Here is a 26,012-nt window from a genome sequence, read left to right as displayed (position 1 = left end):
GCGAGTGCGGGAAGCCGACTTCGGCCGAAAAATGGCTGGAGTGATTCCGTTTTCGCTCTCTGCACAGAGAACCGACACCGGAGAGCGTCCCCGCGTCCGGCCGGTCCGGGTCGCCGAGCCAGCCGAATGTCACGGGGTTACGCTAATCAGTGATCGGGCTGAAACGGGCACATCGGACCCAATGGCGGAGAGCCTGTCCGGTCCACGGCCCGGACGCCGGGACCTGGGGCGGTCTCCAGATACGGGGATGCACATGTCCACAACACCGGTACAAGCGGCACGCCAGGAACTCTCGGCATTCAAGGGCCAGTTGATCGGCCCGGAGGACTCCGGGTACGACGAGGCCCGTGCCGTCTACAACGCGATGATCGACCGGCGGCCCGCCCTCGTGGCACGCTGCGCCTCCCCGGAGGACGTCGCCCTGATCATCGGCTTCGCGCGTGACCACGCACTCCCGCTCGCGGTGCGCGGCGGCGGTCATCACGGGGCGGGCCTGAGCACCTGCGACGACGGAGTGGTCCTCGACCTCTCCCCGCTCAAGGACATCAACGTCGATCCGGCGGCCCGCACGGTACGGGTCGGCGGCGGCTGTCTCCTCGGCGAGGTCGACCGCGCCACCAACGAGCACGGCCTGGCCACACCGAGCGGCATCATCTCCACCACGGGAGTCGGCGGCATCACCCTCGGCGGCGGCCTCGGCCATCTCACCCGCAAGTGCGGGCTGGCCGTCGACAACCTGCTGGAGGCCGAGCTGGTCCTGGCGAACGGCGAGCACGTCCGCGCGAACGCGGACGAGAACACCGACCTCTACTGGGCGATCCGCGGAGGCGGCGGAAACTTCGGTGTCGTCACCTCGTTCCTCTTCCGGCTGCACGAAGTGAGCACGGTCGTCGCCGGTCCCACCTTCTGGCCCGTCGAGCTCGGCGCCGAAGTCCTCGCCGCCTACCGCGACTTCATTCCCCACGCGCCGCGTGAACTCGGCGGCTTCTTCCTCTTCGCCTCGGTCCCGCCGGGACCGCCGTTCCCGGAGGAGCTGCACCTGAAGAAGGTCTGCGGTGTGCTGTGGTGCCGCGTGGGTGACGACACCGACGCGGCGGCCCGGGACATGGCCCCGCTGCTCGACGCCCTGCCCGAGCCCCTGCTGCACGGCCCCGCGCCGATGCCGCACCCGGCCATCCAGTCCGCGTTCGACGGCGTCTACCCGCCCGGCGACCAGTGGTACTGGCGGGCGGGTTTCGTCGACGAACTCCCCGGCGAGGCCGTCGACCTGCACGCCAAGTTCGGCGCCGAGACGCCGACCTGGAAGTCGACCATGCACCTCTACCCCATCGACGGAGCCGTCCACGACGTCGGCCCGACGGACACCGCCTGGGGCTACCGCAATTCGGGCTGGGCCGCCGTCTACGCGGGTGTCGATCCCGACCCGGCCAACGCCGAGGTGATCAAGCGGTGGAGCGTCGACTACTCCGACGCCCTCTTCCCGTACTCCGCGGGCGGCGCGTACGTCAACATGGTGATGGCCGAGGACCAGGAGAGCGTCCGGGCGAGCTACAGCGGCAACTACGACCGTCTGGCCGGGGTGAAGGCCGAGTACGATCCCGCCAACCTGTTCCGGCTGAACCAGAACATCGAGCCGGCGTCGAGCGACTGACCTGCCGGGCGGGCCCGTTCACGGTGTGCGGGCCACGCCCCCGTGGACGTCCGTGGGCTCGGGCGACGTACCGGGCTCCGGACGCCACAAGGGGCAGGACACGATGCCGGGTTCGACCGGTTCGAGGCCCTCGTAGAACGCGCCGACCTGTTCGGGGCTGCGCAGCACGTACGGGATCGCCCCCGTGTCGTCGTAGCCCTGCTGGGCCTCCTTGAGCGCCGCGTCGGTGTCCGTGCTGTCGTAGTGCACGAAACAGCTGCCGGAAGGCAAGGCCGCCTGGAGGCGCCGGACGATCGACCGGGCCTCCTCGTAGTCCTGGATGTGACCGAGGATGCCCATCAGCATCAGCGCGACAGGCCGGGAGAAGTCGAGGATCCGGGACGCCGACTCGATGATCTTCTCGGGCTCGCGCAGATCCGCGTCGATGTAGTCGGTGACGCCCTCGGGCGTGCTCGTCAGCAGTGCCTGGGCGTGGCGCAGCACCAGCGGATCGTTGTCCACGTACACGACGCGGGACTCGGGCGCGACGCGCTGGGCCACCTGGTGGGTGTTGTCGTACGTGGGCAGGCCGGTGCCGATGTCCAGGAACTGGCGGATGCCGAGCTCGCCCGCCACGAAGGTGACGGTACGGATCAGATAGGCGCGCGAGGCGCGGGCCATGGTCTCGATGTTCGGGGCGACTTCGCGGTACGCGTCCCCGGCGACCCGGTCGACCTCGTAGTTGTCCTTCCCGCCCATCCAGTAGTTCCAGATGCGGGCGGAGTGCGGCACCGTCGTGTCGATCTTCGACAGTGCGTCCTGGTCGGGGGCGGATCGGTCGGCCATGGGAGCTCTCCTGCCGTGCGTCGCGCGGTCGGTTGCCTACGCTAGCGGCAACAGGCCGATGTGCAGGCCGAGTTGACGGATCGCCCGGGTGGGGTCGTGGGCGGCGCCGGCGGGTTCCCCGGTGTCGAGCGTGATCACGGGGACGTGCTGGGCCAAGGTCCTCAGCACCCGCTCGTACGCGCGTGCCGCCTCGGTGTCGTCGGTCCCGCCCGTCATGTGCACGAGCACGCCATCGCGTTCGGCCACCGCTTCCGCGAAGTCCAGCGCCTGGATCCACGTCACCCGGGAGCGGCCGCGGCGCAGCGGTCCGTAGACGAGTTCGTGGACGAGGCCGCCGTCGACGGCCAGCCGGCCCGGCGCGGACAGGAGTTCGCGGTAGGGCTGGGTGGGGTCCACATGGTGAAGATGCCCGTGCAGTGGGCGGATCGTGAAGTGATGGCGGGCCAGCTCGGCGAGGAGCGGACGCCGGTCGAAACCGTCGGGGCCTTCGACGACAAGGGTCCGGCACCGTGTGAGGCCCTGGTGGAGGATCATGCCCGTATCCCCTCCCTCCGGGACGAACGGCTCGGTCAGTGTGGGGGGACAACCCGCACGGCGGGAGTGTGCGTGCGGGTTGTCCGGTTGTGGGGGTGTGGTTGCGGACTCGGGCCTGTCCGGCGCTTCCCGCCGTCGACAAGCCCCGGAGAGGTGCGGCGCGGGTCTCGCTCAGGCGATCAGGAAGTCGGCCTGTCCCGACTTGGCGCCCTCGATGAACGCGGCCATCTCGTCGCGGGACCAGATCAGCGCGGGTCCCTCGGGGTCCCGTGACTGGCGCAGTGCGACGCTTCCGTCGGGAAGCCGCTTGGCCTCGACGCAACTTCCGCCGTTGGTGCCGCTCCAGGGCTTGCGCCAGCCCTCGGTTCCCAGACCGGCCGCGGACATGCCGTTGTGCACGGGTCCCATGGATCACAACTCCTTACGCAGTTCAGCCAGGATGGCCCTGGTCCGGGTGACCGGCTCCGCCTGCACGGACATCCGGTCCAGTACTTCGAGATAACCGACGACGTCGTCGGGCCGGTCGACGTACACCGCGCCCACCAGGCTCTCCGTGTAGACGATGTCGGGGAGTTCGGAGAAGCCGAAGCGGAAGTGGTGGAACGGGCCGAACGCGCCCGGGTGGGCGCCCACGCCGAAGCGCATGATCTGGATCCGCACCTTCGGCATGTCCAGGGCCTCGGCGAGCCGGTCGAACTGGGCCCGCATCACCGCGGGTCCGCCCACCGGCCGGCGCAGCACCGTCTCGTCCAGGATCGCCCACAGCGCCGGGGCCTCGGGTTTGGCGAGGAGGTCCTGGCGTTTCATCCGCAGGGCGACACGGCGCGCGATGTCCTTCCGTGTCTCGTTGGGGAACCCGACGCGCATCAGGGCCGTGGCGTAGTCGTGCGTCTGCAACAGGCCCGGGACGTAGTGGGGTTCGTAGAGACGGATGACGCTGGCCTCGCTCTCCAGACTCACGTAGGCGCTGAACCAGTCCGGCAGTACGTCGCGGTACGTGTACCACCAGCCGGGCCGGTTGGCCTCCCTGGCCAGGGAGAGGAAGTCGTCGACCTCCGACGCCGGGACTCCGTAGACGCGGAGCAGCTCCCTCACGTACGGGATGCGGAGCCCGACCTCGGCCTTCTCGATCCTGCGGACCGTCAGAGCCGTGACCTCGATCGCGCGCGCGGCCTCCTCGAAGGAGACTCCCGCCCGTTCCCGCAGGTGCCGCAGCCGCTTCCCGAGAACCATGCGCAGGACGGTCGGCGCGCTGCCGCCGGAGCGGTTCTCGCCCACGTCCTACCTCCCGGGAACGGCCGTCTCAGGGGGCAGTGTGCCACGCGGCCGGTGACAGGGACAGAGCGCTGCGGATCGTTCTGAAATTATCAGAACGCCGGTTGCACAGGCGGTGTGCGGGCCACCATAGTGATCGAGTGACCTGTCGCACATTCGGCGACTTTCACGCTCAACTGCGCTCGTCCGCACGGCAATTGAAACACCGCCAGATCCGGATCGGAGTGCAGCCGCACGCGGATGTGAGGCGATACGGGATGGCCGCCGTGACCGAGGGACAGACAAGGAACGCCGGCAGGTCGGCCGGAGGAAATCCGGTGCTGGGGGCCGTGCTCAAGGAGGCCGGCTGCTCCTACGCCTCCCTCGCCCTGCGGGTCAACGAACTGGGGCGCCGCCAGGGCACGGACTCCCACTACGACAAGGCGTCGGTCACCCGTTGGCTCCAGGGTCAGCAACCCCGCGGCGGTGCACCGGAGTTGATCGCCGCCGTGCTGTCCGAGCGGCTCGGCCGCGCCCTGTCCCCCGCGGACCTCGGATTCCACTCCGACTCCCAGCGTCCCGTCGCGAGCAGAGCGCTCGTCTACGGCGAGGACGTCGCCGAGACTCTGCACACGCTCGCGGAACTGGGTTCCACCGACATCTCCCGCCGCAGTCTCCTCGGCACGGTCCCCTTCGTCCCGGCCTCCCTGACGAGCCCTCAGCGCGAGTGGCTGCTCTGGCTGTTGGAGCATCAGGAGTCGCTCACCCAGGCCCTGCCCGTGAGCGGCGGCCCCGTCGAGCAGGTGCACGCGATGATCGCCGTCTTCGACCAGATGGACAACCACTACGGTGGCGGCGGAGTGCGCACCAGCATCGTGCACTACCTCTCCACCGAGGTCGTCCCCATGCTCCAGCGGCGGGGCACCCCGTCCGGGCAGCGCCGACGGCTGTTCGCGGCCGCCGCCCGGCTGGCCGCCATGGCCGGCTGGAGTTCGTACGACGCGGGGGAGTACGGTCTGGCCCAGCGCTACATGACCCAGGGCCTGCGGCTGTGCGCCGAGGGCCGCGACCGGGTGCTCGGCGGCCAGATCCTCGCGGGGCTCTCCCACCTCGCCACCAACCTCGGCCGCCCCGACGAGGGGGTGGCGCTCGCCCGCGCCGGAATCGTCACGGCACAGGGGGCCGGCAGCCCCCTCGGACTGATGCGGCTGTACGCCATGTCGGCACGCGGACATGCCGCGCGGGGCCGCTCGGACGACACGTCGAAGGCGCTGCGGCTGGCGGAGCGGCACCTGGCGGAGAGCAAGGGGGCCGAGCAGGAGTCGCCATGGGTGCGCTATCTGGACCACCACTACCTTCAGGCCGAGTCCGCTCTCTGCTTCCGCGACCTGGGGCTCGCCCGCCAGGCCGAGCGCACGGCGAGCGAGTCGCTCGGCTCGGGCGCCGACCGGCGCCGGCGCCAGGCCATCAGCCGCTCCGTCCTCGCGACCGCGCACCTGCAGCAGGACCGCCTGGACGAGGCGGTCGGCACCGCGACCCTGGCCCTGGAGACCCTCGGCGCCGTCCACAGCGAACGATCCGTCCAGGCCCTGCGCGACTTCCGCAGACGCCTCGAACCCCGTCGCGCCGAACCCGTCGTGCAGGAATTCGAGCGCCGCTCCCGTGGTGTCCTCGGCGCGGTGGCCTGACGAACGGGCCCGTCACCGGGGCCGGGCGCGGTGCCGGGGTCGGCGCGGAGCCGTGACCGGGCGGCGCCACCGGACCTCGCGGGGTTCAGTACCCGTCGGGAGAGGGGGCGTTCTGGGCGCGGTCGACCGGGAGGTGCGCGCCGGATATCCCGCTCGACCAGTCCGACAGCAGGAACGCCACGACCCGGGCGACCTCCTGCGGCGCGACCGGCCCGCCGCCGGGCAGCTCCGCCGCCACGAAGCGGGCGAACGCCTCGGGTTCCTCCCGGCGCATCCGGTCCCAGCGTCGGCCGGGGATCAGCATGGAACCGGGGGAGACCGCGTTCACCCGGATCCCGTCCGGGCCGAGCTCGCGGGCCAGCGAGGCCGCGAGCTGGATCTGCGCGGACTTCGCGACGGAGTACTGCGCGGGCGGGCCGGGCTTCCAGCCGGAGATCGAGGAAATCACCACGACCGAGCCGCCGCCCGCCGCCCGCAGATGCGGGACCGCGGCCCGTACCAGCCGGGTCGCGTGACCGACGTTCACCGCCCACGTCGCGGCCCAGTCGTCCGCGTCCGCCTCCTCGAAGCCGCCGCCCCGCGAACCGCCCGTGCAGGCCACCACCCCGTCCAGGCCCCCGAAGCGTTCCGCCGCGTCCCCGACGAACCCCTCCAGGTCCCCGGGCGCGGTGACGTCGAGCCGCCGGGTGAACAGACCCGGGCCCATCGAGGCGGCCAGCGCGTCCAGATCCCGCGCGGTGCGCGCACACGTGGCCACCCGTACGCCCTCGGCGGACAGCAACCGCACGATCTGTTCGCCGAGTCCGCGCGTACCGCCGGTCACCAGCACTCGTTTGTCACGCAGTCCCGCACGGCCGGTGTCACCGTCAAGGGACACCGTCGCACCGCCCCCGCTCCCGTTCCTCACAAGATCGAACATACATCCCACGTCACTACGCGCTTGCAACCGGACAACCCGAATACCCCCTGGTCGCCCCGGCAGTCCCGCGTGTTGGCTGCACGGGCAGCCGCAGCGACAGCCGCCCCCCGGGCCGCACCCGAAGGAGGACCGATGCCGGCATCCAGGGCACCGCGCCGCGAGCCGACGCCCGCACCGGTCCACGGCAGCCCGGCTCCGGGGCACGAGACACGGCCACCGGAAGGAGGGGTCCACCCCGCGGACGGCCAGGCGCTTCGCACCCACGCCGCCGAACGACTCGCCCCTTCGGCACCGCCCGCATCGGAACCACCGGCACCGCGGGCCCCGACCGCACCGCCCGTACGGTCCGGAGCCCCGGCCCCGACCGAACCCGCACGTTCCGGGCCCCCGCCACGCAGCGGGCCCCCATCGCCTGCGCCCACCGCCCCGACCGAGCCCTTACGGGCCGTGGCTCCGGCCCCGACCGAGCCTCCAGGGGCCGTGGCTCCGGCCGAGACCGAGCCCCTGCCGGCCGTGGCTCCGGCCCCGACCGATCTCGTATCGTCGGCGACCCCGTCCTCCGGGACCGCCGTCTCCGGCGGCACCGCCACGAACCGGGTGCGCGGGGCGCATGGGCTGCGGACCACCGTCCCGGCGCACCCCTCGCGGGTGCCCGGTGTGCGGGCGATGGTCGCCGAGTACCTCACCCGCCTGCGGCTGCCGGCCCAGCGCGTCGACGACGCGGTGCTCGCGGCCGGGGAACTCTTCACCAACGCCCTGAGACACGGCAGCCCCGACCGCGGCGACACCATCACCGTCGGCATCGAGTGCGACCCCCGCGAACTGCGGGTGTCCGTCGCCGACCGCTCGTCCGCCCTGCCCGCGGCGCGGACGGCGGGCGGGGCCGAGGAGTCGGGACGCGGACTGACGATCATCGCCGCGCTGAGCGACGACTGGGGCGTCGCGCCGGCCGACCCGGGCACCACGGGAAAGAAGGTGTGGTTCTCGATGGCGCTTCAGGCGGTGCCGTGAAGGCCGTCCCGAGGCGTCGGGCCGGCGACACCGGGGCGCGCCCGGGGGGCCCGGGCGCCGCGCCGATGGTCCCGGAGCTCGCCAGGGCCCTGGCGGGGGAGCTCGTACGCCGGGCGGACGAGGAACGCGGCCTGATGCGCCAGGCCCGCGACCGTCGCGCCGGAGCGTGGCGCGAGCCCCTGGCCGCGTGCCGCGCGGGCAACGCCCAGGCGCTCGCGGTGATCGTCCGGCGACACGGCTGGCCGACCACCGCCCAGGTCGGTGCGGCCGCCTCGACCGCGGCCCTGATGATCCTGCTGCACGCCCCCGACCTCGGTCTGCAGCTCGGTTGCCGCGATCTGATCGCCCGGGCCGCGGCCGACGGACTCTGTCCGGCCCTGCACCACGCCTACATCGCCGACCACTGCGCCGTCGAACTGGGGCTGCCGCAGTTCTACGGCACCCGCGTCGACCCGGTCACCCTGCGCCCCTGTCCCGTGCGCCGTCCCGGGACCGTCGACGAGCGGCGCCGGGACGTCGGTCTCGGCCCGCTCGACGAACAGATGCGGCGCCTGCGCGAGGGCTTGTGAGGCGCCCGGGGAACGTGATGTGCAGCACGCCCGGAAATACCCCGTTCGAGTGGCGCGGAATGATTGTGGCTGGGCACGGCTTGATCACCGATCAAGAAAGGAGAAATCGCTGGCCACGACCGGTGCGGCGCATTTGACACTTCGTTGAGGGCACAGATAGGAACAACTCTCTGAAGTGGAGAGGTGGACTGTGCGCGAGCCCAACGTGGTCGGGGACTGGCAGGAGTACGACGAGCAGGCCGGCCTGCGTGTTCGCGTTCATGGTGTGGAAAAGGCCGAGCCCCCGAAGGGGCGTGACGACGCCGCCGACGAACTCACCTACTTCAGATTGCGGGTGACCGTCGAGAACCGCGCCACCGAACATTTCGGCATCCACCTCGAAGACGGCCAGATCGATATCCGTGTCGGCGCCGACGGCGAGAGCGCCTTCCTCGACTGGCGGAACTCGCAGTTCATCGAGGGATACGACATCTATCCGCTACGCCGGGCCACCGCGGTCCTGTTCGCGGCCGGCCCCGACGCCGTCCTCGACCGGATGGACATCCAGGTCCAGCTCAAGGTCGACGACGAGTGGACCGAGCGCTTCCTCTGGGCGGGCGGCATCGAGAACGACACGCCCGTCGACGCGGCCGCGCGACCCGACACGGCCCGGGACAGCCTCGCCGGTCAGGTGAGCAACTTCCTGCGGCGCGAGGCGGAGTCCTAAACCGCCCGAGCGGAGTCCCGAACCACCTGAAAGGTGACGAGTCGGGCAAACGCCGGATTTCGCCCCACGGGCTATGGTCGCCGGGTGAGTCGAACCGAAGCGCGCTCCGAAGGGGCGGGTCCCTTCACGACCCGGCTGACCTGGCGTCTCGTGGACGGTCGTATCGCGGTCTGGGAATCTCGCCTGGCCCGCAAACGCGGCTTGCTCACCGTGCGCGCCCCGGGGGAGACGGAGGGCCGCTCCCGGCGGGCGGACACCGCGTCGATCGCCCGGCTGCGTCGGCTGAACGTCATCGCCGCGGCCGCGTTCACGGTCGGCGGGCTGCTGTTCGCCCTCGGGGCCGGGGTCGCCCAGTTCGGCTCGGGGGGTCTGACGGGCGCCTGGATCTACTTCACCGGTGGACTGTTCTTCAACACCGGCGGCTACGCCTCACTGCTTCAGGCGGTGAACGCTCCTCGCCGCGACAGCGCGTCCGACGCGCTGGCCGGGCGGCGCTGGCGGTGGTGGAGCTACGAGCCCGGCCGGATCGACTGGCTCAGCACGTTCCTGCTGTTCCTGGGGACGCTCGCGTTCGGCGTCAATCTGCTGGACTCGCTGCTGAAGGGACTCTCGGTCCAGCAGATGGACCGGCTGATCTGGGCCCCCGACATGGTCGGCTGCGTCCTGTTCCTGGTCTCCGGTCACCTCGCCGTCGTCGAGGTCTGCCACGGACGCCCGCGCGTCCTCGCCGGCGACCTCGGCTGGTGGATCGTCGCGGTCAACCAGTTCGGATCCGTGCTCTTCTTCGTCTCGGCGCTGGCCGCCTACACACGGCCGGCGACCGGCAGTCTCGTGAACGTCGACATCGCCAACTGGGGCACCCTCGTGGGAGCGCTGTGCTTCTCGGCCGGGGGCGTGATCCAGTTCTTCGAGCGGCCCTGAGGGCGGCGCGGACCGTCCGCCGATCGGCTACCGATCGCTCGCCGGGTTGCCCTCCACCCACTGGATGAGGAGCTGTCGTACGTACGGATTGCCCTCCTGTGCGGAGTGCGCCAGCCGTTCCGCGCTCGCCCGCGCGGTCCGCCAGCCCGCGGGGCTGTCCTCGGCGTTGGCCTGGTCCGCCGCGGCCAGCGCGTCGGCCGCCAGGAGCCGCAGATCCTCGGAGAGATCGTCGTCCGCGGCGGCCCGGTACGCCTCCAGGCGCAGGGCCGCGAGGGCCGACGGCGAGGGAGCGGGCTGCGCGGGCGGCTGGGCGTAGCCGCTCACCGCTATGACCACGCAGAAGGTGGCGACGTCCCGGCGGTTCTCCGACTGGCCCTTGGCGACGGCGGGCGCGAGCCAGGTGGGAGCCCGCCAGTGCGAGACGGCGGTGGCGACGAGGAGGGCAACGGCCAGCAACGTGAAGGGAATCCAGCCACCGAAGAACCAGCCGAGCGGCCCGAGGACCAGGAGACAGACGGCACTGCTCATCCATATCCGGCGGCGGCCGAGTCTCAGGTGTCGTGGATCCATGTGTCTCAGTGTCTCAGGGGCGCCCGGGACGCGCCGAGGGGGCGGGTGATTCGCGCGGTCCCACCACCCTCCGGCCCGACCGACCCGGGGCCGGGGTGTCCGGCCGCTCCCCGCGCCGTCGTGGCGGGTTCGCATCGTGACGGCTGCCGGTTCCGGAACGCCCCGCGCCACGGCCCCGGGTGGCGTGAACCGCCGTGAACCGGCCTCGTGACCGTGGCGGCGGGTGTGAACGGCGCGTATCGAATGGCCGGAGATGGTCCTGTCCATCGCGACCCGCCGTACGTACGATTTCGTCGCTCCCGGTCTTCACAGCTCCTTCACAGCCGGGAGTCGGCTGCGCGTGCGTATTTGTCATGCGCATGCACAAATAAGCCGCGCTTGATCCAACGCACTGGTCCGCGACGGTTCCCCGCTCCCTCGGGGAGCCGCACCCCCCATTCATGGCGGTACGCCCGCGCGCTGCCGCCGGAACACCTACGCAACGGATTGGAGCACCATGGCCGGTGGCCTGTTCATGGGTGGCGCGATCGCCGCCCTGTTCGCCACAGCGCTTCCCCTGTCGAGCCAGAACCCCGTCTTCGACAACCCGCCCCCGGACAAGATCGTCATCAGTGTCGCCACGGTCAACGGATCCGGCTGTCCCCAGGGAACCGCGGCTGTCGCCGTCTCCCCGGACAACACCGCCTTCACCGTGACCTACAGCACCTACCTCGCCCAGGTCGGAGGCAACGCCGACCCCACCGCGTTCCGCAAGAACTGCCAGCTCAACCTGAACGTGCATGTCCCGCAGGGCTTCACCTATGCCATCGCCAGCGCCGACTACCGCGGCTTCGCCTCGCTCCAGCCGGGAGCCAGCAGCACGGAGAAGGCCTCGTACTACTTCCAGGGATCCCCGAACACGGCCTCCATCACCCACCCCTTCCGCGGCCCGTACGGCGACGACTGGCAGACCACGGACACCACGGACTGGGCCCAACTGGTCTGGGCGCCCTGTGGTGTCCAGCGCAACTTCAACATCAACACCGAGCTCCGCGTCAACGCGGGCACCTCGACGCCCGGCAGCTCCAGCTTCATGACCATGGACTCGACGGACGGTGACATCAGCACCGTCTACCACCTGGCCTGGAGGGAGTGCCCCGCCGCCTGACCCGCCGCCTCCCGGGTGGGTCCTCGGCCGGCTCCGCCGCACCGGAGCCGGCCGAGCGGTCCACGGTCGTCCGAAGGGTGGCGCTACGGCAGCAGCTTGTCGACCGCCGCGGAGCCCTCGTCCTGGAGCTTTCGCTCGGCCCAGGCGAGGCTCTGCGGTGTGACGTCGCGACCCGCGGCGAGGACCAGGTCCTCGGCCGTCACCGGGCCCTCGGTCCCGGTGTGCAGCAGTGCGTCGGGGGTCGCCCTGTCTTCGGAGGGTGTGGACGTGTCGGACTGGCTCATCGGCATGGTCTCTCCCTGTTCCACCGGATCTGTATTCACGCTACGGGCATTCCGTACGCCCCGCGCGACACGCCGTGGGCCAGGCTTGATCCACGTCCGCCGCAGGGTGCGAACCCCCGTTCGGCTGCGCTGGAATGTCGGTTTTTGTTCGCGGAGGTGATGGTGAAGGAGCTCGCACCACCACGAATGAACGGAGCTTGGAATGCGTATTCGTCTGATGGCCGCTGCCGGAGTCGCCAGCATCGCCCTGCTGGCCACCGCCGGGACCGCCGCCGCCGACACCGGGCCGACCGGCGCCGCGGCGAACAGTCCTGGACTCCTGTCCGGCAACGTCATCCAGATCCCGGTCCACATCCCGGTCAACCTCTGTGGCAACACGCTCAACGTGGTGGCGCTGCTGAACCCGACGGCGGGGAACACGACCTCCTGCTCGAACAGCTGACGGACCGGCGTCCGCGGGTCCGGGCTCTCGCTGCCCGGACCCGCTGCCCGGCCCGAGCCCGGCGGCACACTCATCCTCCCGAGTGAGCCGCCGGGCTCGTCCGCGCTCCGGGTGCGGGATCCGGTCCGACGGGGGTGGGGGGAGAGGGCGGGGCCGGATTCGCGGGGGGCGGGGGTGGTTGGCGACTCGTGGACCGGGGGTGTCGTCCGGCGTCTACGTGTTGGTCTGTACATGACCATCGCGGCGGGCCAGACTGTGCGCCGACCGCACACCCCCCATCGAGGAGCACCCTTCATGCGCATGCCCGCACGGCAACGTTGTCACGCGGTCCTGGCCGGCCTCGTCACCCTCACCACCGCCGCCGTCCTCTCCGTGGCCGGCGGCGCGCCCGCCTCGGCCGCCGACACCTGGAACGAGGTGGGCTCGGACCGTGCCGACCCGCTGACCGAGAGCCAGGGCCTGACCTCCGTCGAGGTCCCGGCCGGCAGTCCCAACCACTACACGGGCATCGGCACGATCCCCGTGAGCGTGAGCGGCCGGGGCTGGAACCACGTGGGCGACCCGGACGCCTCGTACAACGGCTACTACGTGGAGCCGTACCAGAGCGACTCCGGCAGCGCGAAGATGTTCCGCGTGCAGGCACCGGGCGGCACATGGTCGGAGTACGTCCACAAGCTGAGCGCCGGAGAGGCGCTGAACAACTCCTTCGTCACCATCGCGCCGAGCGGTACGTGGATGGTGTCCGGCGAGTACGGCACGATGAGCCGGCTCCTGGTGTTCCCGACCCCAGGCGTCAACCCGGCCACCTCGCCCTCGGCCGACCTTCCGCAGGCGTCGGCCATCAGCCTCGACCACGCCGTACGCGACGTACAGGGCTGCGACTTCGTGACCGCGACCCGGCTGCTGTGCTCGTCCGACGACCCCGCCGGCACCCTCTTCGGCATGACCAAGCCGCTGCTCCAGATCGACTTGTCAGCCGAGCCCAACGGCTCGGCCGACGTCTCCGGACACGTCACGGCCCTGCGGCAGCTCCCGCTGCGCAGCTCCTGCTCGGGCACCTTCGAGGTGGAGGGCATCGACTACGACCGCCGCAGCGCCACCCTGCGCGTGATCGTGGTGTCCCCGGGCTTCTGTGTGCTGACCGACAGCAAGACCTATCGCTTCACCAAGAGTTGAGCCCACACTTCGGAGGAGGCCTGGGCGCGTACCCCCGGAGGGCTGTCGACCGACGGGGGGCGTACGCGCCCGGAGAGGGCTGGGTCTAAGGTCAGAGGCAGATTCAGAGTGATGGGGGGTGGCCGGCAATGGTGCAGGACGAAGCCGTGATCGGCTGCACGGGGGAACTGCTCATCGGGACCCGGGGGTCCGCCGGACCCGGCGAGGTCCTCGTGCGCGTGAGAGGCGGAACCGAGACCTTCCATGCCTGGTCTCGGGAGCCCCTGCCGAAAGGGGCGACCGTGCTGGTGATCGAGTCCAGAGGATGCCGCGAGGTCGACGTCATCACATGGGCCGATCCGCTGGACGCGCTCGACGGCGATGCCGTCGGCGAAGCTTGAGAAGGAGAAGCATGTTCGGTTATCGCGTACCCGCCCCCGACGAGGCGATGTTGATCTCGGGCGGCAGGCGGGGACTGGGGGGCGCGCCGTTCCGAGTGGTGACGGGGCACGGCAAGTTCGTGCTTCCGGTCTTCCGCAAGACCCGCTTCCTGACGCTGTCCATGTGCGAGGCGGAGGTCACCGAGACCTGTGTCACCAAGCAGGGCATCTCGCTGCACGTCCGCGCCGTGATCGCGTTCAAGGTCGGCAACGACACCGAGAGCATCATCAACGCGGGGCAGCGGTTCCTGTCCGACCAGGACCAGATGTCGGTCCTGACGGGCCGGATCTTCGCGGGCCATCTGCGTTCCATCATCGGTTCGATGACGGTCGAGGAGATCGTCACCGAGCGGCAGAAGCTCGCCGCCGAGGTCCTCGACACCTCGAAGCTGGAGATGGCGAAGATCGGCCTGATCGTCGACTCGCTCCAGATCCAGTCGATCGACGACGGTGACACCGGCTACATCGACGCGATGTCCGCGCCGCACAAGGCGGCCATCCAGCGTCAGGCCCAGATCGCCCAGGCCCAGGCCACGCAGGCCTCCGTCGAGGCACAGCAGGTGGCGGCGCGCAACCAGGCCGAGTACGCCCGGCAGACGGCCATCGTCCAGGCCGAGTACTCGGCCGAGGTGGACCGCGCGCAGGCGATGGCCGCCCAGGCGGGTCCCCTCGCCCAGGCCCACGCCCAGCAGGAGGTCCTCGCCGCGCAGACCGAACTCGCCCAGCGCGCCGCCCTGTTGCGTCAGCAGCAGCTCGTCGCCGAGGTCGTCAAGCCGGCCGAGGCCGAGGCCGAGCGGATCAAGGTGCTCGCCATCGCCGACGCCGAGCGCATGAAGATCCAGGCCGAGGCGGCCGCCTCGCACGACCGGGTCGCGCTCGACCGGATGCTGATCGACCAACTGCCCCTGATCGTCAAGGAAGCGGCCGGCGGTCTCGCGGGCGCGAACGTCAACGTCCTCAACGGCGCCGACGGTCTCGGCGAGATAGCGGCCGGCCTGGTCGCCCAGGGTCTGACCATCCTCGACTCGGTCCGCCAGAACCTGGGCGGACCGAACTCCGAGAGCGGCGCCGCGAAGGCGAACGGCCCGCTCGAACTCCAGGGATACCGCACGCCGGTCGACGTCGAGGGCGACGAGTCGAAGGGCGCCTCGTCGGCCGGCTGACCACCGTCCTTCCCCGGTCCTCCGCGTCCGCCGTCCCGTCCGGGGCGGCGGACGCGGCCGTTTCCCCGGGCGCGGGCGCACGGTGGTCCGCGTTTGTATCAACCGGCCCGGATGTCCCTCAAGTCCCTTACACTCTGGCCCAGTTGATCAATTGAAGCGGCCGCCCCAGGAGGAGCGCATGCCCCGGACACCCTCGCGACGTACCGCAATCAAGGGCCTCGCCGCCACCGGCGCCGCGGTCGTCGGGTTCGATCCCTTCACCCGGAGCTGGGCGGCCACCACGACCGACACCACCCGCCGGCCGCTCGCGGGCCTCCCGGCGCTGGACGGCAGCGTGCACACCGACGACGCCTCGCTCACCGCGGACGCCGACGACTACGGCCACATCGTCCACCGGCGTCCCGCCGCGGTCCTGCGGCCCGGTTCGGTGCGTGACATCGTCGCCATGGTCCGCTTCTGCGGCAAGCACGGCATCTCCGTCGCACCGCGCGGCCAGGGCCACGCCACCCAGGGACAGGCGCAGGTCGACGGCGGCCTGATCATCGAGACCACGCCGCTCGCCTCCATAGGCCCGGTGGGACCGCGCAGCAGGACGGTCACCGTCGGCGCGGGAGCCCGGTGGAGCCAGGTCGCCCAGGCCACCCTGGCCCACGGACTCACCCCGCCCACCTTCACCGACTATCTCGAACTCTCCGTCGGCGGAACCCTGTCCGTCGGCGGCATCGGAGGCCAGACCCACCAGCGGGGCGCCCAGGTCGACAACGTGACCGAACTCCAGGTCGTCACCGGCGCGGGCGACCTCGTCCGCTGCTCCCCGACCCGCAACAGCGACCTGTTCCACGCCGTGCTCGCCGGACTCGGCCAGTGCGCGATCATCGTCGGCGCCACGCTGCGCCTGGTCCCCGCGCCCGAGACCGTACGGCACTACCTCCTTCCGTACGACGACCTGCGCACGTTCCTCGACGACCAGCGGCGGCTCGTCGAGGAGGGCCGGTTCGACTACGTCGAGGGCCAGGTGACCGCCGACGCCGCCGGGGCCTTCAGCGGCTATCTCCTCGAAGCCGTCGCCTACGGTCCGCCCGTCGGTCCCGCCCCCGACGACACCGTGCTGCTGCGCGGACTGCGGCACGACCCGGCGGGCGTGCAGGCGAGCGACCTCGGCTACTACGACTTCCTCGACCGGCTCGCGGCCTCGGTCGCCGCCCTCAAGGCAGCGGGACTGTGGGCCTTCGCCCACCCCTGGCTCAACCTGCTGCTGCCCGGCCGCTCGGCGGCGACGCTGACCGAATCCCTGCTGGCGGACCTCACCCCGGCCGATCTCGGGCCCGGCGTCGTCCTGCTGTACCCGGTGCTGCGCGAGAACCTGCACACCCCGCTGCTGCGCACCGCCGACGACCCGGTGTCCTATCTCCTGGCCGTCCTGCGCACGACCCCGCCCGAGGACACCGCGACCGTCGACCGGCTGCTCGCGGCCAACCGGACCGCCTACGAGACCGTCCACGCGGCGGGCGGCACGCACTACCCGGTCGGCTCGGTCCCCTTCGACGCGGCCGACTGGCGCGAGCACTTCGGCCCCGCCTACCGGCGGCTGGCCTCCGCCCGGCACACCTACGACCCGCGAGGGATCCTGGTCCCCGGGCAGGGCGTCTTCTGACGGCGGCGGTTCGTTCGCGCTCCACCCCCGCCCCGGCCCGGGGTCACCAGCGGCCGGGTTCGCTGCCCACGATCGGCGTCGACGGCGCACCGTCCACCCCCCGCGGGACATCACCGGCCAGCATCACCCGGTGCATGACCCGCGGGTGGTCGAGGTGGGCGGTGTCGCTCGGTGCCAGATGGATGGTGGCCCGGTTGTCCCAGAAGGCCACACTGCCCGGCTCCCACCGGAAGCGGACCGTGTACTCGGGCCGGACCGCCTGCTCCAGCAGCATGTCGAGCAGCGCCCGGCTCTCCGGCCGGGACACCCGAAGGATCTGCTCGACGTAGTAGCCGTTGACGAACAGCACCCGCTCGCCCGTCTCCGGGTGCACCCGCACCAGCGGGTGATCGGTGGCGATCTGACGGTCCAGCAGATGACGGGCGTACGCGTCGTCGCCGGGCCGGCTCTGGTAGCCCACCCCGAGCCGGTGCTCGGCGCGCAGGGTGTCGACGAAGGAGCGCACGGGAGCCGACAGGCCCGCGTAGGCGGCGGCCAGGTTCGACCAGGTCGTGTCGCCGCCGTACGGGGGTACGGTCTCGGCGCGCAGAATCGTGGCGGCCGGGGGATCGACCCGGGCGCCGTGGTCGCAGTGCCACCCGCGCAGCAGCGAGTGACGGCGTCTGCGCAGCCACTCCTCGTGGTCCATCCCGTAGCGCCCGCCCAGTTCGAGACGGTCGGCCGTCGTCTCGACCTCGGGGACGTCCCCGGGGGACACGCTGCCCCGGGACCGGAGGCGGACCGGCGTTCCGAACCGGCGCGCGAAGGCGACATGCGAGGCGTGATCGAGCCGTTGGCCGCGGAAGAACAGCACCTTCCAGCGCAGGAGGGCCGCCCTGATCGCGGCCACGACCTCGTCCGTCGGTGGCTCCGCCAGGTCGACTCCCGTGATCTCGGCGCCGATGTGTCCCGCCGCCGGCTTCACTTCGAGGGATGTGACCTGGTCCGTCATGGGGCCTCCGTGCTGCGTGTGTCCGGCTCGTCGCCTCCAGCATGACCGCTCGACGGGGCACCCGACAGGCCGCCTCGCGAGGGGGGGGCGGGCCTCCCGCCAGGGGAGGGCGGGTGTTCGCGGGAGAGGGGGCGCACACGGGAGGCGCGCGGCGCGCACGGGGTGTGTCCGGTGTCCTCACCTCACCGGGCCGCACTCCCTGTCGGCGGACACGGCCCGTGCCGAGAATGGGGCACAGTGAACGGGGCCCGCCCTCCATCCGCATAGGGGCGGGCCCCGTTCACTCTGTTCGGGGCCGGGAGCGACAGCGCCCCGGGCCTCTCAGCCCTTGTGCTCGCGCAGCGCGGCGAGAGCGCGGTCGGCGTGGGCGCTCATGCGTAGTTCGCTGCGGACGACCTCCAGGACCGTGCGGTCCGTCGCTATGACGAAGGTGACCCGCTTGGTGGGGGCGAGCGAGAAGCCCCGCTTCACCCCGAACCGCTCCCGCACCGTTCCGTCGACGTCGGACAGCAGGGGGAAGCCGAGCGTGTGACGGTCGGCGAACTCCTGCTGACGGTCGACCGCGTCACCGCTGATCCCGACCGGCCGCGCGCCGGCGGACGTGAACTCGGTGGCCAGATCGCGGAAGTGGCAGGCCTCGGCGGTGCAGCCGGCGGTGAGGGCCGCGGGGTAGAAGAAGAGCACCACCGGTCCCTCGGCCAGCAGTTCGGACAGGCTCCGCATCGCGCCGGTCTCGTCCGGCAGCGTGAAGTCCTCGACCTGGTCGCCCACGTTCACCTGAGATGTCATGACTGTCCCTTTCCGGACCGGGCGACTCCGCGCGCCCACAGCACGAGCGGCACCTGGAGCGGAAGCCGTGCGAGAGCCGCGGCCCGGAGCGGCGCGGGGCGCCCGCGCCAGTCCGCGGCCATCTTGACGTTGGCGGGGAAGACCCCGACGAAGAACGCGGCGGTGGCGAGCGCGGCGACCCGGCGGGTCCGGGGGAGTGCCACTCCGGCCGCCAGGGCGAGTTCGGCGGCGCCGCTCACGTACGTCCAGGTCCTGGGTGCTCCCGGCAGCGCGCGCGGGACGATGGCGTCGAACTGCCGTGGCGCGGCGAAGTGGGCGACGCCCGCGGTGGCCAGAAGGCCTGCGAGCAGCAAGGGCGATCGTTCGGACCGTGGCACGGTTCCTCCTCGGGGGGCCTGCCCGCGGATATTACTGCAGGGTAAGTGCCAGTGGTACAGGTGGGATGTGTCAGCCGCCTGTGCGTCGGGTGGCCTTCGCGTGCCCTCGCCGGGCCGGGGAAGCGGGGCCGGTACCGCGACGTCCGGTGGATGCGTGAACGTCCTGGTTCGGGAACGCCCTTCACGGTGAGCCGGAGAAGTGACCCGCCCTGGCCGAGAAGCGAGGACGTGGTGTCACGACGGCCCCGGGATTCCGTCCCGCGGCGCTGAACGGCGCAGGCCGGCGGAAGTGGCCGGGCGGCACAGTGGGCCAGGCGCCGAGCCGGAGTGGCGGGGCAGCCGCTGAGCCGCGGTGGCCGGGCGGGACGGTGAGTCAGGCCGTCAGGGCATGCCGAAAGGTGACCGAATCCATGGCCCCGCTCCGCCGGGTTCCCTCGCTCCGCCCCGGTGCCTCGCTGCGAGCGATGGCGTCGCTCCGGCCCGTGCCGGTCGTACGTGCCGCGGCCTGGACCGCGTACGTGGTCTTCGCGGGGTCGACGAGCGGGTCGCCCAGCACGATCCGGCCCGAAGCGTGCAGCGCGTCGCATTCACCGGTGGGCAGTGCCACGTAGCAGCCGCCGCGTCCGGTCGCGGGGTCGAAGGGGAGCCAATACCCGTACCGGCGGCGGCCGTTCGCGTGCACCGTGAGGCGGACGGGGAACCGCCGCTGGGTGATCAGCCGCAGGATCTCGGCGCCTTCGGGGCCGAGCGGGGCCTGCGCGCGGGGCAGCGGCCGCAGCATGGTCACCGGCCTCCGATCGGCGCTCGCGGCACGGCACGGAGGTGCGGGGTCGGCGTCATGTGCGGGCGGCCTTTCGACGGACGGACGGGATCACACGGCACGGATGCGGTGCTGTACCGGCTGACCAGCATTGTTCCGTACGGGACTGACATCGTGGGCGCAGCCGTGCTCAGCCGCGTCGCCCGGATGCCTGGGCACGATGGGCGCGGGCGGTGAGCTGCCCCTGGACGAAGGGGTCCGTGACGGGGTCGTACGATCCGGCGTGGTCGGCCAGGGCCTCGGTGATCCGCTCCCACTCGTCCACCTCCGTCCGCGCGTCGGGTGCCGTCGTGCCGCCGGACGAAGCGTCCTCGGCCGCCTTCCTCGCGTCGTCGAGGGCCGCCTTCGCCCGGTGATGGTTCATCCCGGTGGCGGCGCGGCGCACCCGGTCCCACACGGCGTGCTCCCGCTCGGACGGTTCCGGCTCGGACAGTTCCGGTTCTGGACTCAACGCTCCACCTCGATCGTGCGACGGAACAGCTTCCTTCACCGGAACCGAGTGCCCAGGTCGTGCCGGACGACACCTCCGCGCCGGCGGCCGCAGGCGCCGGTCCGTCACCAGGGCAGGAACGCGTGGACGTCCTTGCCGTCGGGCCGCACGATCACACTCACCTGGTCGCAGAGCGCGTGGACCAGGTGCCAGCCGATGCCGCCTCCGCCCTGGGACGGGCGGAAGCGGCGCGGCGCGGGCGGGGTGGTGCTGGTGTCGTGGAGCGTCACATGGACACCGCCGATGGTGGGGCGCATCTGGAGCTCGAAGGGGCCGGGAGCGTACTGGATCGTGTTCGCCGCGAGTTCGGTGACCACCAGCAGGATGTCGTCCCAGTGCTCGGCCTGCGAGGGCGGTGTGGCCCGCGAGAGGGCACGCAGATAGCCGTCCGCGGCCAGCCGCGCGTCGGTCACGTTGCGCAGCTCCCCGCCGAACGCGCTGGTGAGCGTCCCCAGTTCCGCGAACGACGACTTCCTGTTCCGGCTCGGATCGATCTCCATCGTGCCCTTCGTTCGGATCTCGTCGGCGGAATGCCTCTCGCCGCGCCGTGACCCGGTCATCTGCTCCGAACCCGGCCCCTGTGCTGTGGCCCGGTGCTGCCCCTTGTCTACGCGGAGGTGTTCTGGGAGCGCCGACGGGAGCGGCGCCGTGCCAGTGCGCGCCGTTCCGCCTCGCTCGTACCACCCCAGACGCCGACGGTCTGGCCCGTGTCCAGGGCCCAGCGCAGGCACTCCTCACGGACCGGGCAGTCCGCGCAGATCGCCTTCGCCTCCTGGATCTGGAGCACCGCGGGGCCGGTACTCCCTATGGGGAAGAACAGATCGGGGTCAACGGTGCGGCAAGACGCCCCTTCGCGCCAGTTCTCCATTGCGAACCTCCTGATCGAATCGAGCGCGTTCTCCGGAATCCGGTCTCTTCCCGGGTCACCCTTGATCCGCCGGATGAAACAGGCGAGTCGTGCAAAGATCCCGTGGAGAGCGGCCGCACGCGTCGGCCGCGCCGTGCGACGGGCTTCCTCCGGGCCGACCGACCGACGGCACGCGCCCGCCGCGGCGGGCGCGCACCGGGGTGGCAAAATGGAACCCCAAGTGACGGCCGCTCTCGCTTCGACTGTCTCGACGCATGAACGGATGGCTCATGGCGCAGGAATCCGGCGAGGTCTGGGAGAAATTTGCCGTCGCCCTGGCGGACATGGCGCGGGATCTGCTGGCGCAGGACACGGTGCAGGCGACCCTGGACCGGATCGTGGAGCACGCGAAGGTGCTGATCAACGGCTGCGACGAGGCCGGTATCCTCACGGTCCGCCGCGGTGAGGTCAGCGCACTGGCGGCGACCGGCGACGTCGTGCGCCAGGCGGACCGGATCCAGCAGGACCTGCGGGAGGGCCCGTGCTTCGACGCGGTGACCGACCGGCGGCAGCTCTACGTCATCGAGGACCTGCGCCGGCCGTACGAGCGGTGGTCCCGCTTCGCGCCCGAACTGAGAAAGCTGGGCATGGGCAGTGTCATGGGCTTCCTGCTGTTCACCGATGAGGACGCGCTCGGCGCACTGAACGTGTACTCGCACACTCCGGACGTCTTCGACGAGTCGGCTCAGCGCGCGGGGTGGATCCTGGCCTCGCACGCCGCGGTCGCCCTCTCGGCGGCCCGGAAGCAGCAGCAGCTCGGTCAGGCCCTGGAGACCCGGCACGAGATCGGTGAGGCGATGGGCATCCTCATGGAGCGGCACGGTCTCGGCGAGGAGGAGGCCTTCGCCGTGCTGAAGAAGGCCTCCCAGGACCACAACATCAAACTGCGGGAGATCGCGCGCAAGGTCTGCGAGACGGGCGAACGCCCCCGCTGACGGCCTCGGCGATCTCCCCTTCGGCCCGGTCGGGCTCAGCGAAATTCGGCCCGCCGGGCTCAGAGGAATGCGGCCGGGCCGGGCTCAGAGGAAACGGCGCAGGGGTACGACGGCCAGCTCCTTGGCGCGCTGGACCAGCGACCTGTGCCCCCAGCGGGTCGGTTCGATGCCCACGGCGTTCTCCCGGTCCTCGTCGAAGTCCCGGTCGAGGGCCGCGGTGAACGCCTCGTCGAGGACGGCCAGCATGACCTCCTCGTCGTGCTCCATCGAGCGGCGGTTGAAGTTGGTGCTGCCGATCAGGGAGGCCACCCCGTCCACCGTCATGATCTTGGTGTGGAGCATGGTCGGCTGGTACTGGCGTATCTCGACACCGGCGGCCAGCAGCGCGCCGTAGTGGTTCTGGCCGGCGAGCTGACAGGCCCGCTGGTCGGTGTGCGGACCGGGCAGCAGGATCTCCACCCGGACACCGCGCCGCGCCGTCGCGCACAGCAGGTCCACGAAGTAGGTGTCCGGTGCGAAGTAGGCGGTGGCGAGCCGGAAGCGTTCCTCGGCCGAGGTGAGCATCACCCGGATCAGGGTCTGCATGTCCTGCCAGCCGAAACTGGCGGAGCCCCGCACCACCTGCACGGTCGCGGTACCCGGCTGGCCGTGCCCGGTGAAACGGTCCCGGTCGTCGAAGAGCTCGTCGTGGCACTCCGCCCAGTTCTGCGCGAACGCGGCGGCGATGCCGTCCACGGCGGGCCCCCGCACCTTGACGTGCGTGTCCCGCCACTCGGCGGGACCGCGGGCGTCCCCGCACCACTCCTCGGCGATGCCCACGCCCCCGGTGAACGCCGTGTGCTCGTCCACGACGAGTGCCTTGCGGTGACAGCGGTGGTTCTGCTTCAGCGGCGAGAGCCACAGCGGCTTGCGGAACCACGCGACCTGCACGCCTGCCGTGGTCATGGACCGGAGCAGGTCCTCCTCGATCCGCTTCGCGCCGAAGCCGTCCAGCAGGAGCCGCACCCTGACACCCGCCCGCGCCCGGTCGGCCAGCGCGGCGGCGAAGTCGCGGGCGATCTCCCCGCGCCAGTAGACGAAGGTCATCATGTCGATGGTGTGCTCGGCGGAGCGCACGGCGTCGAGCATCGCGGCGAAGATCCGGTCGCCGTTCCGCAGGGGAACCAGTTCGTTCCCCTCGGTGGCGGCGATGCCGATCAGCCGCTCCAGACGTCTGCGGAACCGCTGCTTGCGGCGCCGTGCCTCCGCCGGGTCCACCGTTCCGTAGCCCTCGGCTCGTGCCGCGATGGTCTGGGACATCCGTTGTCTCCTGCTGTCCGTGGCGCATCCGCCTGTCCGTACCGCGTACCGCGTCCCGCCTCGTCGCCATGGGCGGGCCCGGGGCAGTGCTGGGGTGGTGGCCCTGCCGGCCCCTGCCCGACGAGGGTCACCACCCCAGCCGCTCGACCGTGCCGGCCTCGGGGTCGCCCGGCCCCTTGCGACCGCCACGGGAGCGGGTCACCGAACCGCCCGTGGGCGTCCGGGACGCGTGCCTAGTGCCCCCGATCCGCCGCGACAGTCCCCCCGCCCCGGGATTCTCGCCGCCCCGGCCGGGCCTCTCCGCACGGCGCCGGCCGGGACGCCTGTGGGTGAGGTGTGAAGGTGGGGGAACCCGTGACATGGGCTCGGGGAACCCGTGACATGGGCTGCGAAGGTCCGGGAAGAAGGGGAGGCAGCCTGCCCGGCACTTCGATCCGTAAGAAGTGGCGCCGCCGCGCGGCGAGCGGGCGGGAGTGTGGCAAGGAGGCGAAGGCATGACCACCGTCGAACCGTCCTGCGAACCCGGTCCCGGTCTCGGCGCGAGGCTGGAGCGGGATCCGCAGGCCGCCGTGCAGGCCCGGCGGATGGTCCGCACGTTTTTGGACACCCTGCCGCGTGCCGTACCGCGCGAGACCGCCGAGGCCGTCCTGCTCGTGGTCTCGGAGCTCGTGACGAACGTGGTGCGGCACGCCCGTGGTCGGCTGTGCAGCCTGGACCTGAGGGACATGGGCAACGGGGTACGCATCTCGGTCTCCGACGACGACCCCGAGCCACCGCGCCCGAGGCGCCTCGACCTGACCGGACAGGGCGGCTTCGGCTGGCCCCTGGTGCGCCGGCTGTCCTCCGAGCTGACCGTGCTGTCCCGCCCCGACGGCAAGACCGTCCACGCGGTCGTGACCTTCTGACGAGTGCTGCCGGCCGGGGCCGCGCAGGCACCCGGCCGCCGGAACCTTCGGGTTCCTCAGGGCTCGGCGTGCGGCTGCCGGAACCTTCGGGTTCCTCAGGGCTCGGCGTGCGGCTGCCGGAACCTTCGGGTTCCTCAGGGCTCGGCGTGCGGCTGCCGGAACCTTCGGGTTCCTCAGGGCTCGGCGTGCGGCTGCCGGAACCTTCGCGTTCCTCAGCCCTCGGCGTCCGGCCGCCCGAACCGTCGAGTTCCTCAGCGCTCGGCGCCCGCCGGGCCGTGCCAGTCGAGGCAGACCACGAGGGCGTCGTCCTCCGGTTTCGGCCTGCCCCGGTGGCCGGTCAGTTCCCTCAGGACGGCACGGGGCACCTCCGTCGCGGGCAGCAGCCGGGTGGAGTTGATCGCCATCGCCAGGGCCTTCTCCCCGTACTTCTCCCCGCCCGGCCCCGCGACGGCGTGGACACCGTCGCTCACGAAGAGGAGCCGGTCGCCGGGCTCCACCCGGAACTCCTGCACGAGGTAGTCGGTCTCCTCGAACATGCCGAGGGGCAACTGGGCCTCGAAGTCCACGCGTTCGACGGTCCGGCCGCGCAGCCGCAGCATCTGGGGCGAGCCCGCGTCGATCACCCGCATCCGGCCGGTGGACAGCTCGAAGTCGAGCATGAGCACGGACAGATAGCGGTCGCCGCGGTACTGGGCGTAGATCGCCTGGTCGGCGAGGGCCGCCTGGTCGTGGAGCGGGATGCCGGCCCGGCGCGCGTTGCGCAGGGCGTTGATGCCGAGATTGGTGAGCAGCGACGCCTCGATGCCCTCGCCCATCCCGTTCGTGACGTAGAGGGACAGCCGTTCGGCGTCGGCCGACCAGTCGAAGTTGTCGCCGAAGATCGCGTAGGCGGGCTCGAGCTGGGCGCCGAGCTCGTACTCGCGCCGGGAGCAGGAGCGGCCGGGCAGCAGTTGCCACTGCATCTCCGCGGCCAGGGTCAGCCGGTCCTTGCGGCGCGCCTGGAGATACAGATCGGTGTCGCGTTCGGCCACGAGCACCTCGTGACCGAGGACCTCCGCGATGTCGGCGAGATCGGCGAGCGTCTTCGCGTCGCAGCCGGCGGAGGGCAGGACGACGGACAGGACGCCGAGCCGGTCGCCGCGCACCGTCACCGGGAGGTGCGCTCGTACGCTCCCGCCGTCGCGTTCCTCGGTGAAGGGTTCCTGGGCGCCGAAGGCCCGGCCCTCGGGGCTGGTGTGCACCGGAATGGGTTCCAGGGTGTGCGGAAGCACCGAGACGGGCTGCAGCACGGTGAGCCCGTAGTCGGCCATGAAGAGTTCGACGGAATCGGCTGCGTAGTGGGCGCACAGCACCTCGCGGACCGCGTCCAGCAGTTTGTGGGGCGCCGCGGTGCGCACGGCTCGCTCCGCGGCCACGAATCTGTTCATGATGTCGGGCATGCCCATCTCTTGAGTGTTGATATCCACCATTTTGTTCCTTACCTCGGACCGATAGGCTGACAGCGCTCGAGAAGACTGGGAGAGTTGGACGGTGACTTCCTCAGGCCCGCGTCCGCACCGCAACGAG

Annotated in this window: 30 protein-coding genes; 14 read left to right on the top strand and 16 right to left on the bottom strand. The window is 71.5% G+C overall.

Annotated elements, in window-relative coordinates; genetic code table 11:
* Positions 1-253: 253 nt before the first annotated feature.
* A complete protein-coding gene (locus tag ACWEBX_RS16495) occupies positions 254-1,651 on the top strand; it encodes an FAD-binding oxidoreductase (protein ID WP_451885534.1) in 1,398 nt (465 codons plus the stop codon).
* 18 nt (positions 1,652-1,669) lie between these two features.
* Here the strand turns inward: ACWEBX_RS16495 and ACWEBX_RS16490 are convergent, their stop codons facing one another.
* The 4 genes from ACWEBX_RS16490 to ACWEBX_RS16475 form a co-directional block, all read right to left on the bottom strand.
* The gene (locus tag ACWEBX_RS16490) at positions 1,670-2,476 is read right to left on the bottom strand and encodes an SAM-dependent methyltransferase (RefSeq protein WP_355774518.1); all 807 of its coding nucleotides are present in this window, start codon (positions 2,474-2,476) and stop codon (positions 1,670-1,672) included.
* A 36-nt stretch (positions 2,477-2,512) separates the two neighbouring features.
* The gene (locus ACWEBX_RS16485) at positions 2,513-3,010 is read right to left on the bottom strand and encodes a hypothetical protein (RefSeq protein ID WP_451885533.1); all 498 of its coding nucleotides are present in this window, start codon (positions 3,008-3,010) and stop codon (positions 2,513-2,515) included.
* A gap of 171 nt (positions 3,011-3,181) precedes the next feature.
* The gene (locus ACWEBX_RS16480) at positions 3,182-3,418 is read right to left on the bottom strand and encodes a DUF397 domain-containing protein (protein ID WP_451885532.1); all 237 of its coding nucleotides are present in this window, start codon (positions 3,416-3,418) and stop codon (positions 3,182-3,184) included.
* 3 nt (positions 3,419-3,421) lie between these two features.
* Entirely contained in the window at positions 3,422-4,243 is an 822-nt protein-coding gene (locus ACWEBX_RS16475) for a helix-turn-helix domain-containing protein (RefSeq protein WP_451885539.1), read from the bottom strand.
* 299 nt (positions 4,244-4,542) lie between these two features.
* On the opposite strand from ACWEBX_RS16475, the gene ACWEBX_RS16470 reads away from it, so the two are divergent.
* Positions 4,543-5,952, top strand: a complete 1,410-nt coding sequence (locus ACWEBX_RS16470) for a hypothetical protein (protein ID WP_451885531.1) — start codon at positions 4,543-4,545, stop codon at positions 5,950-5,952.
* Between the two features lie 85 nt (positions 5,953-6,037).
* On the opposite strand, the gene ACWEBX_RS16465 is transcribed toward ACWEBX_RS16470, so the two are convergent.
* Positions 6,038-6,775 (bottom strand): SDR family NAD(P)-dependent oxidoreductase, encoded by a 738-nt coding sequence (locus ACWEBX_RS16465; protein ID WP_451885530.1) that lies wholly within the window; start codon positions 6,773-6,775, stop codon positions 6,038-6,040.
* Positions 6,776-7,351: 576 nt separating this feature from the next.
* Between ACWEBX_RS16465 and ACWEBX_RS16460 the strand changes: the two genes are divergently transcribed.
* The 4 genes from ACWEBX_RS16460 (at position 7,352) to ACWEBX_RS16445 (ending at position 10,078) form a co-directional block, all read left to right on the top strand.
* Positions 7,352-7,882, top strand: a complete 531-nt coding sequence (locus tag ACWEBX_RS16460) for an ATP-binding protein (protein ID WP_451885529.1) — start codon at positions 7,352-7,354, stop codon at positions 7,880-7,882.
* A 65-nt stretch (positions 7,883-7,947) separates the two neighbouring features.
* On the top strand, positions 7,948-8,451 hold the full coding sequence (locus ACWEBX_RS16455; RefSeq protein WP_451885528.1) for a DUF6624 domain-containing protein: 504 nt from the start codon (positions 7,948-7,950) through the stop codon (positions 8,449-8,451).
* A 190-nt stretch (positions 8,452-8,641) separates the two neighbouring features.
* Entirely contained in the window at positions 8,642-9,157 is a 516-nt protein-coding gene (locus ACWEBX_RS16450) for a hypothetical protein (RefSeq protein WP_451885527.1), read from the top strand.
* A gap of 84 nt (positions 9,158-9,241) precedes the next feature.
* Positions 9,242-10,078: a hypothetical protein gene (locus ACWEBX_RS16445; protein WP_451885526.1), complete on the top strand. Its 837-nt coding sequence runs from the start codon at positions 9,242-9,244 to the stop codon at positions 10,076-10,078.
* Between the two features lie 27 nt (positions 10,079-10,105).
* Here the strand turns inward: ACWEBX_RS16445 and ACWEBX_RS16440 are convergent, their stop codons facing one another.
* Entirely contained in the window at positions 10,106-10,648 is a 543-nt protein-coding gene (locus ACWEBX_RS16440) for a hypothetical protein (RefSeq protein ID WP_451885525.1), read from the bottom strand.
* A gap of 496 nt (positions 10,649-11,144) precedes the next feature.
* Here ACWEBX_RS16440 and ACWEBX_RS16435 point away from each other — a divergent pair, with 496 nt between their 5' ends.
* The gene (locus ACWEBX_RS16435) at positions 11,145-11,795 is read left to right on the top strand and encodes a DUF4360 domain-containing protein (RefSeq protein ID WP_451885524.1); all 651 of its coding nucleotides are present in this window, start codon (positions 11,145-11,147) and stop codon (positions 11,793-11,795) included.
* A gap of 83 nt (positions 11,796-11,878) precedes the next feature.
* Here ACWEBX_RS16435 and ACWEBX_RS16430 read toward each other — a convergent pair whose 3' ends face one another.
* Positions 11,879-12,085, bottom strand: a complete 207-nt coding sequence (locus ACWEBX_RS16430) for a hypothetical protein (protein WP_451885523.1) — start codon at positions 12,083-12,085, stop codon at positions 11,879-11,881.
* A 196-nt stretch (positions 12,086-12,281) separates the two neighbouring features.
* On the opposite strand from ACWEBX_RS16430, the gene ACWEBX_RS16425 reads away from it, so the two are divergent.
* The 5 genes from ACWEBX_RS16425 (at position 12,282) to ACWEBX_RS16405 (ending at position 16,933) form a co-directional block, all read left to right on the top strand.
* Positions 12,282-12,521, top strand: a complete 240-nt coding sequence (locus ACWEBX_RS16425; RefSeq protein ID WP_451885522.1) for a chaplin — start codon at positions 12,282-12,284, stop codon at positions 12,519-12,521.
* A 294-nt stretch (positions 12,522-12,815) separates the two neighbouring features.
* The gene (locus ACWEBX_RS16420) at positions 12,816-13,697 is read left to right on the top strand and encodes a hypothetical protein (protein ID WP_451885521.1); all 882 of its coding nucleotides are present in this window, start codon (positions 12,816-12,818) and stop codon (positions 13,695-13,697) included.
* 128 nt (positions 13,698-13,825) lie between these two features.
* Positions 13,826-14,077: a hypothetical protein gene (locus ACWEBX_RS16415; protein ID WP_451885520.1), complete on the top strand. Its 252-nt coding sequence runs from the start codon at positions 13,826-13,828 to the stop codon at positions 14,075-14,077.
* A gap of 11 nt (positions 14,078-14,088) precedes the next feature.
* Positions 14,089-15,279: a flotillin family protein gene (locus tag ACWEBX_RS16410; RefSeq protein WP_451885519.1), complete on the top strand. Its 1,191-nt coding sequence runs from the start codon at positions 14,089-14,091 to the stop codon at positions 15,277-15,279.
* Between the two features lie 178 nt (positions 15,280-15,457).
* Positions 15,458-16,933, top strand: coding sequence for an FAD-binding protein (locus tag ACWEBX_RS16405; protein ID WP_451885518.1), 1,476 nt, complete (start codon positions 15,458-15,460; stop codon positions 16,931-16,933).
* A gap of 43 nt (positions 16,934-16,976) precedes the next feature.
* On the opposite strand, the gene ACWEBX_RS16400 is transcribed toward ACWEBX_RS16405, so the two are convergent.
* The 7 genes from ACWEBX_RS16400 to ACWEBX_RS16370 form a co-directional block, all read right to left on the bottom strand.
* On the bottom strand, positions 16,977-17,924 hold the full coding sequence (locus tag ACWEBX_RS16400; protein WP_451885517.1) for a TauD/TfdA dioxygenase family protein: 948 nt from the start codon (positions 17,922-17,924) through the stop codon (positions 16,977-16,979).
* A gap of 321 nt (positions 17,925-18,245) precedes the next feature.
* On the bottom strand, positions 18,246-18,713 hold the full coding sequence (locus tag ACWEBX_RS16395) for a peroxiredoxin (RefSeq protein WP_451885516.1): 468 nt from the start codon (positions 18,711-18,713) through the stop codon (positions 18,246-18,248).
* A complete protein-coding gene (locus tag ACWEBX_RS16390; RefSeq protein WP_451885515.1) occupies positions 18,710-19,090 on the bottom strand; it encodes a DoxX family protein in 381 nt (126 codons plus the stop codon). Before ACWEBX_RS16390 ends, ACWEBX_RS16395 begins: the two co-directional genes overlap by 4 nt.
* 373 nt (positions 19,091-19,463) lie before the next feature.
* The gene (locus tag ACWEBX_RS16385; RefSeq protein WP_451885538.1) at positions 19,464-19,871 is read right to left on the bottom strand and encodes a hypothetical protein; all 408 of its coding nucleotides are present in this window, start codon (positions 19,869-19,871) and stop codon (positions 19,464-19,466) included.
* A gap of 169 nt (positions 19,872-20,040) precedes the next feature.
* A complete protein-coding gene (locus ACWEBX_RS16380) occupies positions 20,041-20,361 on the bottom strand; it encodes a hypothetical protein (protein WP_451885514.1) in 321 nt (106 codons plus the stop codon).
* A 104-nt stretch (positions 20,362-20,465) separates the two neighbouring features.
* Entirely contained in the window at positions 20,466-20,900 is a 435-nt protein-coding gene (locus tag ACWEBX_RS16375; protein ID WP_451885537.1) for an ATP-binding protein, read from the bottom strand.
* A gap of 107 nt (positions 20,901-21,007) precedes the next feature.
* Entirely contained in the window at positions 21,008-21,268 is a 261-nt protein-coding gene (locus ACWEBX_RS16370; protein ID WP_451885513.1) for a WhiB family transcriptional regulator, read from the bottom strand.
* 269 nt (positions 21,269-21,537) lie between these two features.
* On the opposite strand from ACWEBX_RS16370, the gene ACWEBX_RS16365 reads away from it, so the two are divergent.
* A complete protein-coding gene (locus ACWEBX_RS16365; protein WP_451885512.1) occupies positions 21,538-22,242 on the top strand; it encodes a GAF and ANTAR domain-containing protein in 705 nt (234 codons plus the stop codon).
* 84 nt (positions 22,243-22,326) lie between these two features.
* Here ACWEBX_RS16365 and ACWEBX_RS16360 read toward each other — a convergent pair whose 3' ends face one another.
* Positions 22,327-23,541 (bottom strand): phospholipase D-like domain-containing protein, encoded by a 1,215-nt coding sequence (locus tag ACWEBX_RS16360; RefSeq protein WP_451885511.1) that lies wholly within the window; start codon positions 23,539-23,541, stop codon positions 22,327-22,329.
* 494 nt (positions 23,542-24,035) lie between these two features.
* On the opposite strand from ACWEBX_RS16360, the gene ACWEBX_RS16355 reads away from it, so the two are divergent.
* The gene (locus ACWEBX_RS16355) at positions 24,036-24,446 is read left to right on the top strand and encodes an ATP-binding protein (RefSeq protein ID WP_451885510.1); all 411 of its coding nucleotides are present in this window, start codon (positions 24,036-24,038) and stop codon (positions 24,444-24,446) included.
* A gap of 251 nt (positions 24,447-24,697) precedes the next feature.
* Here ACWEBX_RS16355 and ACWEBX_RS16350 read toward each other — a convergent pair whose 3' ends face one another.
* The gene (locus tag ACWEBX_RS16350) at positions 24,698-25,873 is read right to left on the bottom strand and encodes a PP2C family protein-serine/threonine phosphatase (protein ID WP_451885536.1); all 1,176 of its coding nucleotides are present in this window, start codon (positions 25,871-25,873) and stop codon (positions 24,698-24,700) included.
* Between the last annotated feature and the right edge of the window lie 139 nt (positions 25,874-26,012).

It is taken from the genome of Streptomyces sp. NPDC005070 (assembly GCF_053600395.1).
Note: the sequence above shows the minus strand (reverse complement) of the source record. Positions and strands in the feature narration are given on the sequence as shown.

Bases quoted from the DNA above. Each gene is read 5' to 3' on its own strand.
- ACWEBX_RS16495 (WP_451885534.1), top strand. From the start codon at position 254: ATGTCCACAACACCGGTACAAGCGGCACGCCAGGAACTCTCGGCATTC.
- ACWEBX_RS16490 (WP_355774518.1), bottom strand. From the start codon at position 2,476: ATGGCCGACCGATCCGCCCCCGACCAGGACGCACTGTCGAAGATCGAC.
- ACWEBX_RS16485 (WP_451885533.1), bottom strand. From the start codon at position 3,010: ATGATCCTCCACCAGGGCCTCACACGGTGCCGGACCCTTGTCGTCGAA.
- ACWEBX_RS16480 (WP_451885532.1), bottom strand. From the start codon at position 3,418: ATGGGACCCGTGCACAACGGCATGTCCGCGGCCGGTCTGGGAACCGAG.
- ACWEBX_RS16475 (WP_451885539.1), bottom strand. From the start codon at position 4,243: ATGGTTCTCGGGAAGCGGCTGCGGCACCTGCGGGAACGGGCGGGAGTC.
- ACWEBX_RS16470 (WP_451885531.1), top strand. From the start codon at position 4,543: ATGGCCGCCGTGACCGAGGGACAGACAAGGAACGCCGGCAGGTCGGCC.
- ACWEBX_RS16455 (WP_451885528.1), top strand. From the start codon at position 7,948: ATGGTCCCGGAGCTCGCCAGGGCCCTGGCGGGGGAGCTCGTACGCCGG.
- ACWEBX_RS16440 (WP_451885525.1), bottom strand. From the start codon at position 10,648: ATGGATCCACGACACCTGAGACTCGGCCGCCGCCGGATATGGATGAGC.
- ACWEBX_RS16435 (WP_451885524.1), top strand. From the start codon at position 11,145: ATGGCCGGTGGCCTGTTCATGGGTGGCGCGATCGCCGCCCTGTTCGCC.
- ACWEBX_RS16430 (WP_451885523.1), bottom strand. From the start codon at position 12,085: ATGCCGATGAGCCAGTCCGACACGTCCACACCCTCCGAAGACAGGGCG.
- ACWEBX_RS16425 (WP_451885522.1), top strand. From the start codon at position 12,282: ATGCGTATTCGTCTGATGGCCGCTGCCGGAGTCGCCAGCATCGCCCTG.
- ACWEBX_RS16420 (WP_451885521.1), top strand. From the start codon at position 12,816: ATGCGCATGCCCGCACGGCAACGTTGTCACGCGGTCCTGGCCGGCCTC.
- ACWEBX_RS16415 (WP_451885520.1), top strand. From the start codon at position 13,826: ATGGTGCAGGACGAAGCCGTGATCGGCTGCACGGGGGAACTGCTCATC.
- ACWEBX_RS16410 (WP_451885519.1), top strand. From the start codon at position 14,089: ATGTTCGGTTATCGCGTACCCGCCCCCGACGAGGCGATGTTGATCTCG.
- ACWEBX_RS16405 (WP_451885518.1), top strand. From the start codon at position 15,458: ATGCCCCGGACACCCTCGCGACGTACCGCAATCAAGGGCCTCGCCGCC.
- ACWEBX_RS16400 (WP_451885517.1), bottom strand. From the start codon at position 17,924: ATGACGGACCAGGTCACATCCCTCGAAGTGAAGCCGGCGGCGGGACAC.
- ACWEBX_RS16395 (WP_451885516.1), bottom strand. From the start codon at position 18,713: ATGACATCTCAGGTGAACGTGGGCGACCAGGTCGAGGACTTCACGCTG.
- ACWEBX_RS16385 (WP_451885538.1), bottom strand. From the start codon at position 19,871: ATGCTGCGGCCGCTGCCCCGCGCGCAGGCCCCGCTCGGCCCCGAAGGC.
- ACWEBX_RS16375 (WP_451885537.1), bottom strand. From the start codon at position 20,900: ATGGAGATCGATCCGAGCCGGAACAGGAAGTCGTCGTTCGCGGAACTG.
- ACWEBX_RS16370 (WP_451885513.1), bottom strand. From the start codon at position 21,268: ATGGAGAACTGGCGCGAAGGGGCGTCTTGCCGCACCGTTGACCCCGAT.
- ACWEBX_RS16365 (WP_451885512.1), top strand. From the start codon at position 21,538: ATGGCGCAGGAATCCGGCGAGGTCTGGGAGAAATTTGCCGTCGCCCTG.
- ACWEBX_RS16360 (WP_451885511.1), bottom strand. From the start codon at position 23,541: ATGTCCCAGACCATCGCGGCACGAGCCGAGGGCTACGGAACGGTGGAC.
- ACWEBX_RS16355 (WP_451885510.1), top strand. From the start codon at position 24,036: ATGACCACCGTCGAACCGTCCTGCGAACCCGGTCCCGGTCTCGGCGCG.
- ACWEBX_RS16350 (WP_451885536.1), bottom strand. From the start codon at position 25,873: ATGAACAGATTCGTGGCCGCGGAGCGAGCCGTGCGCACCGCGGCGCCC.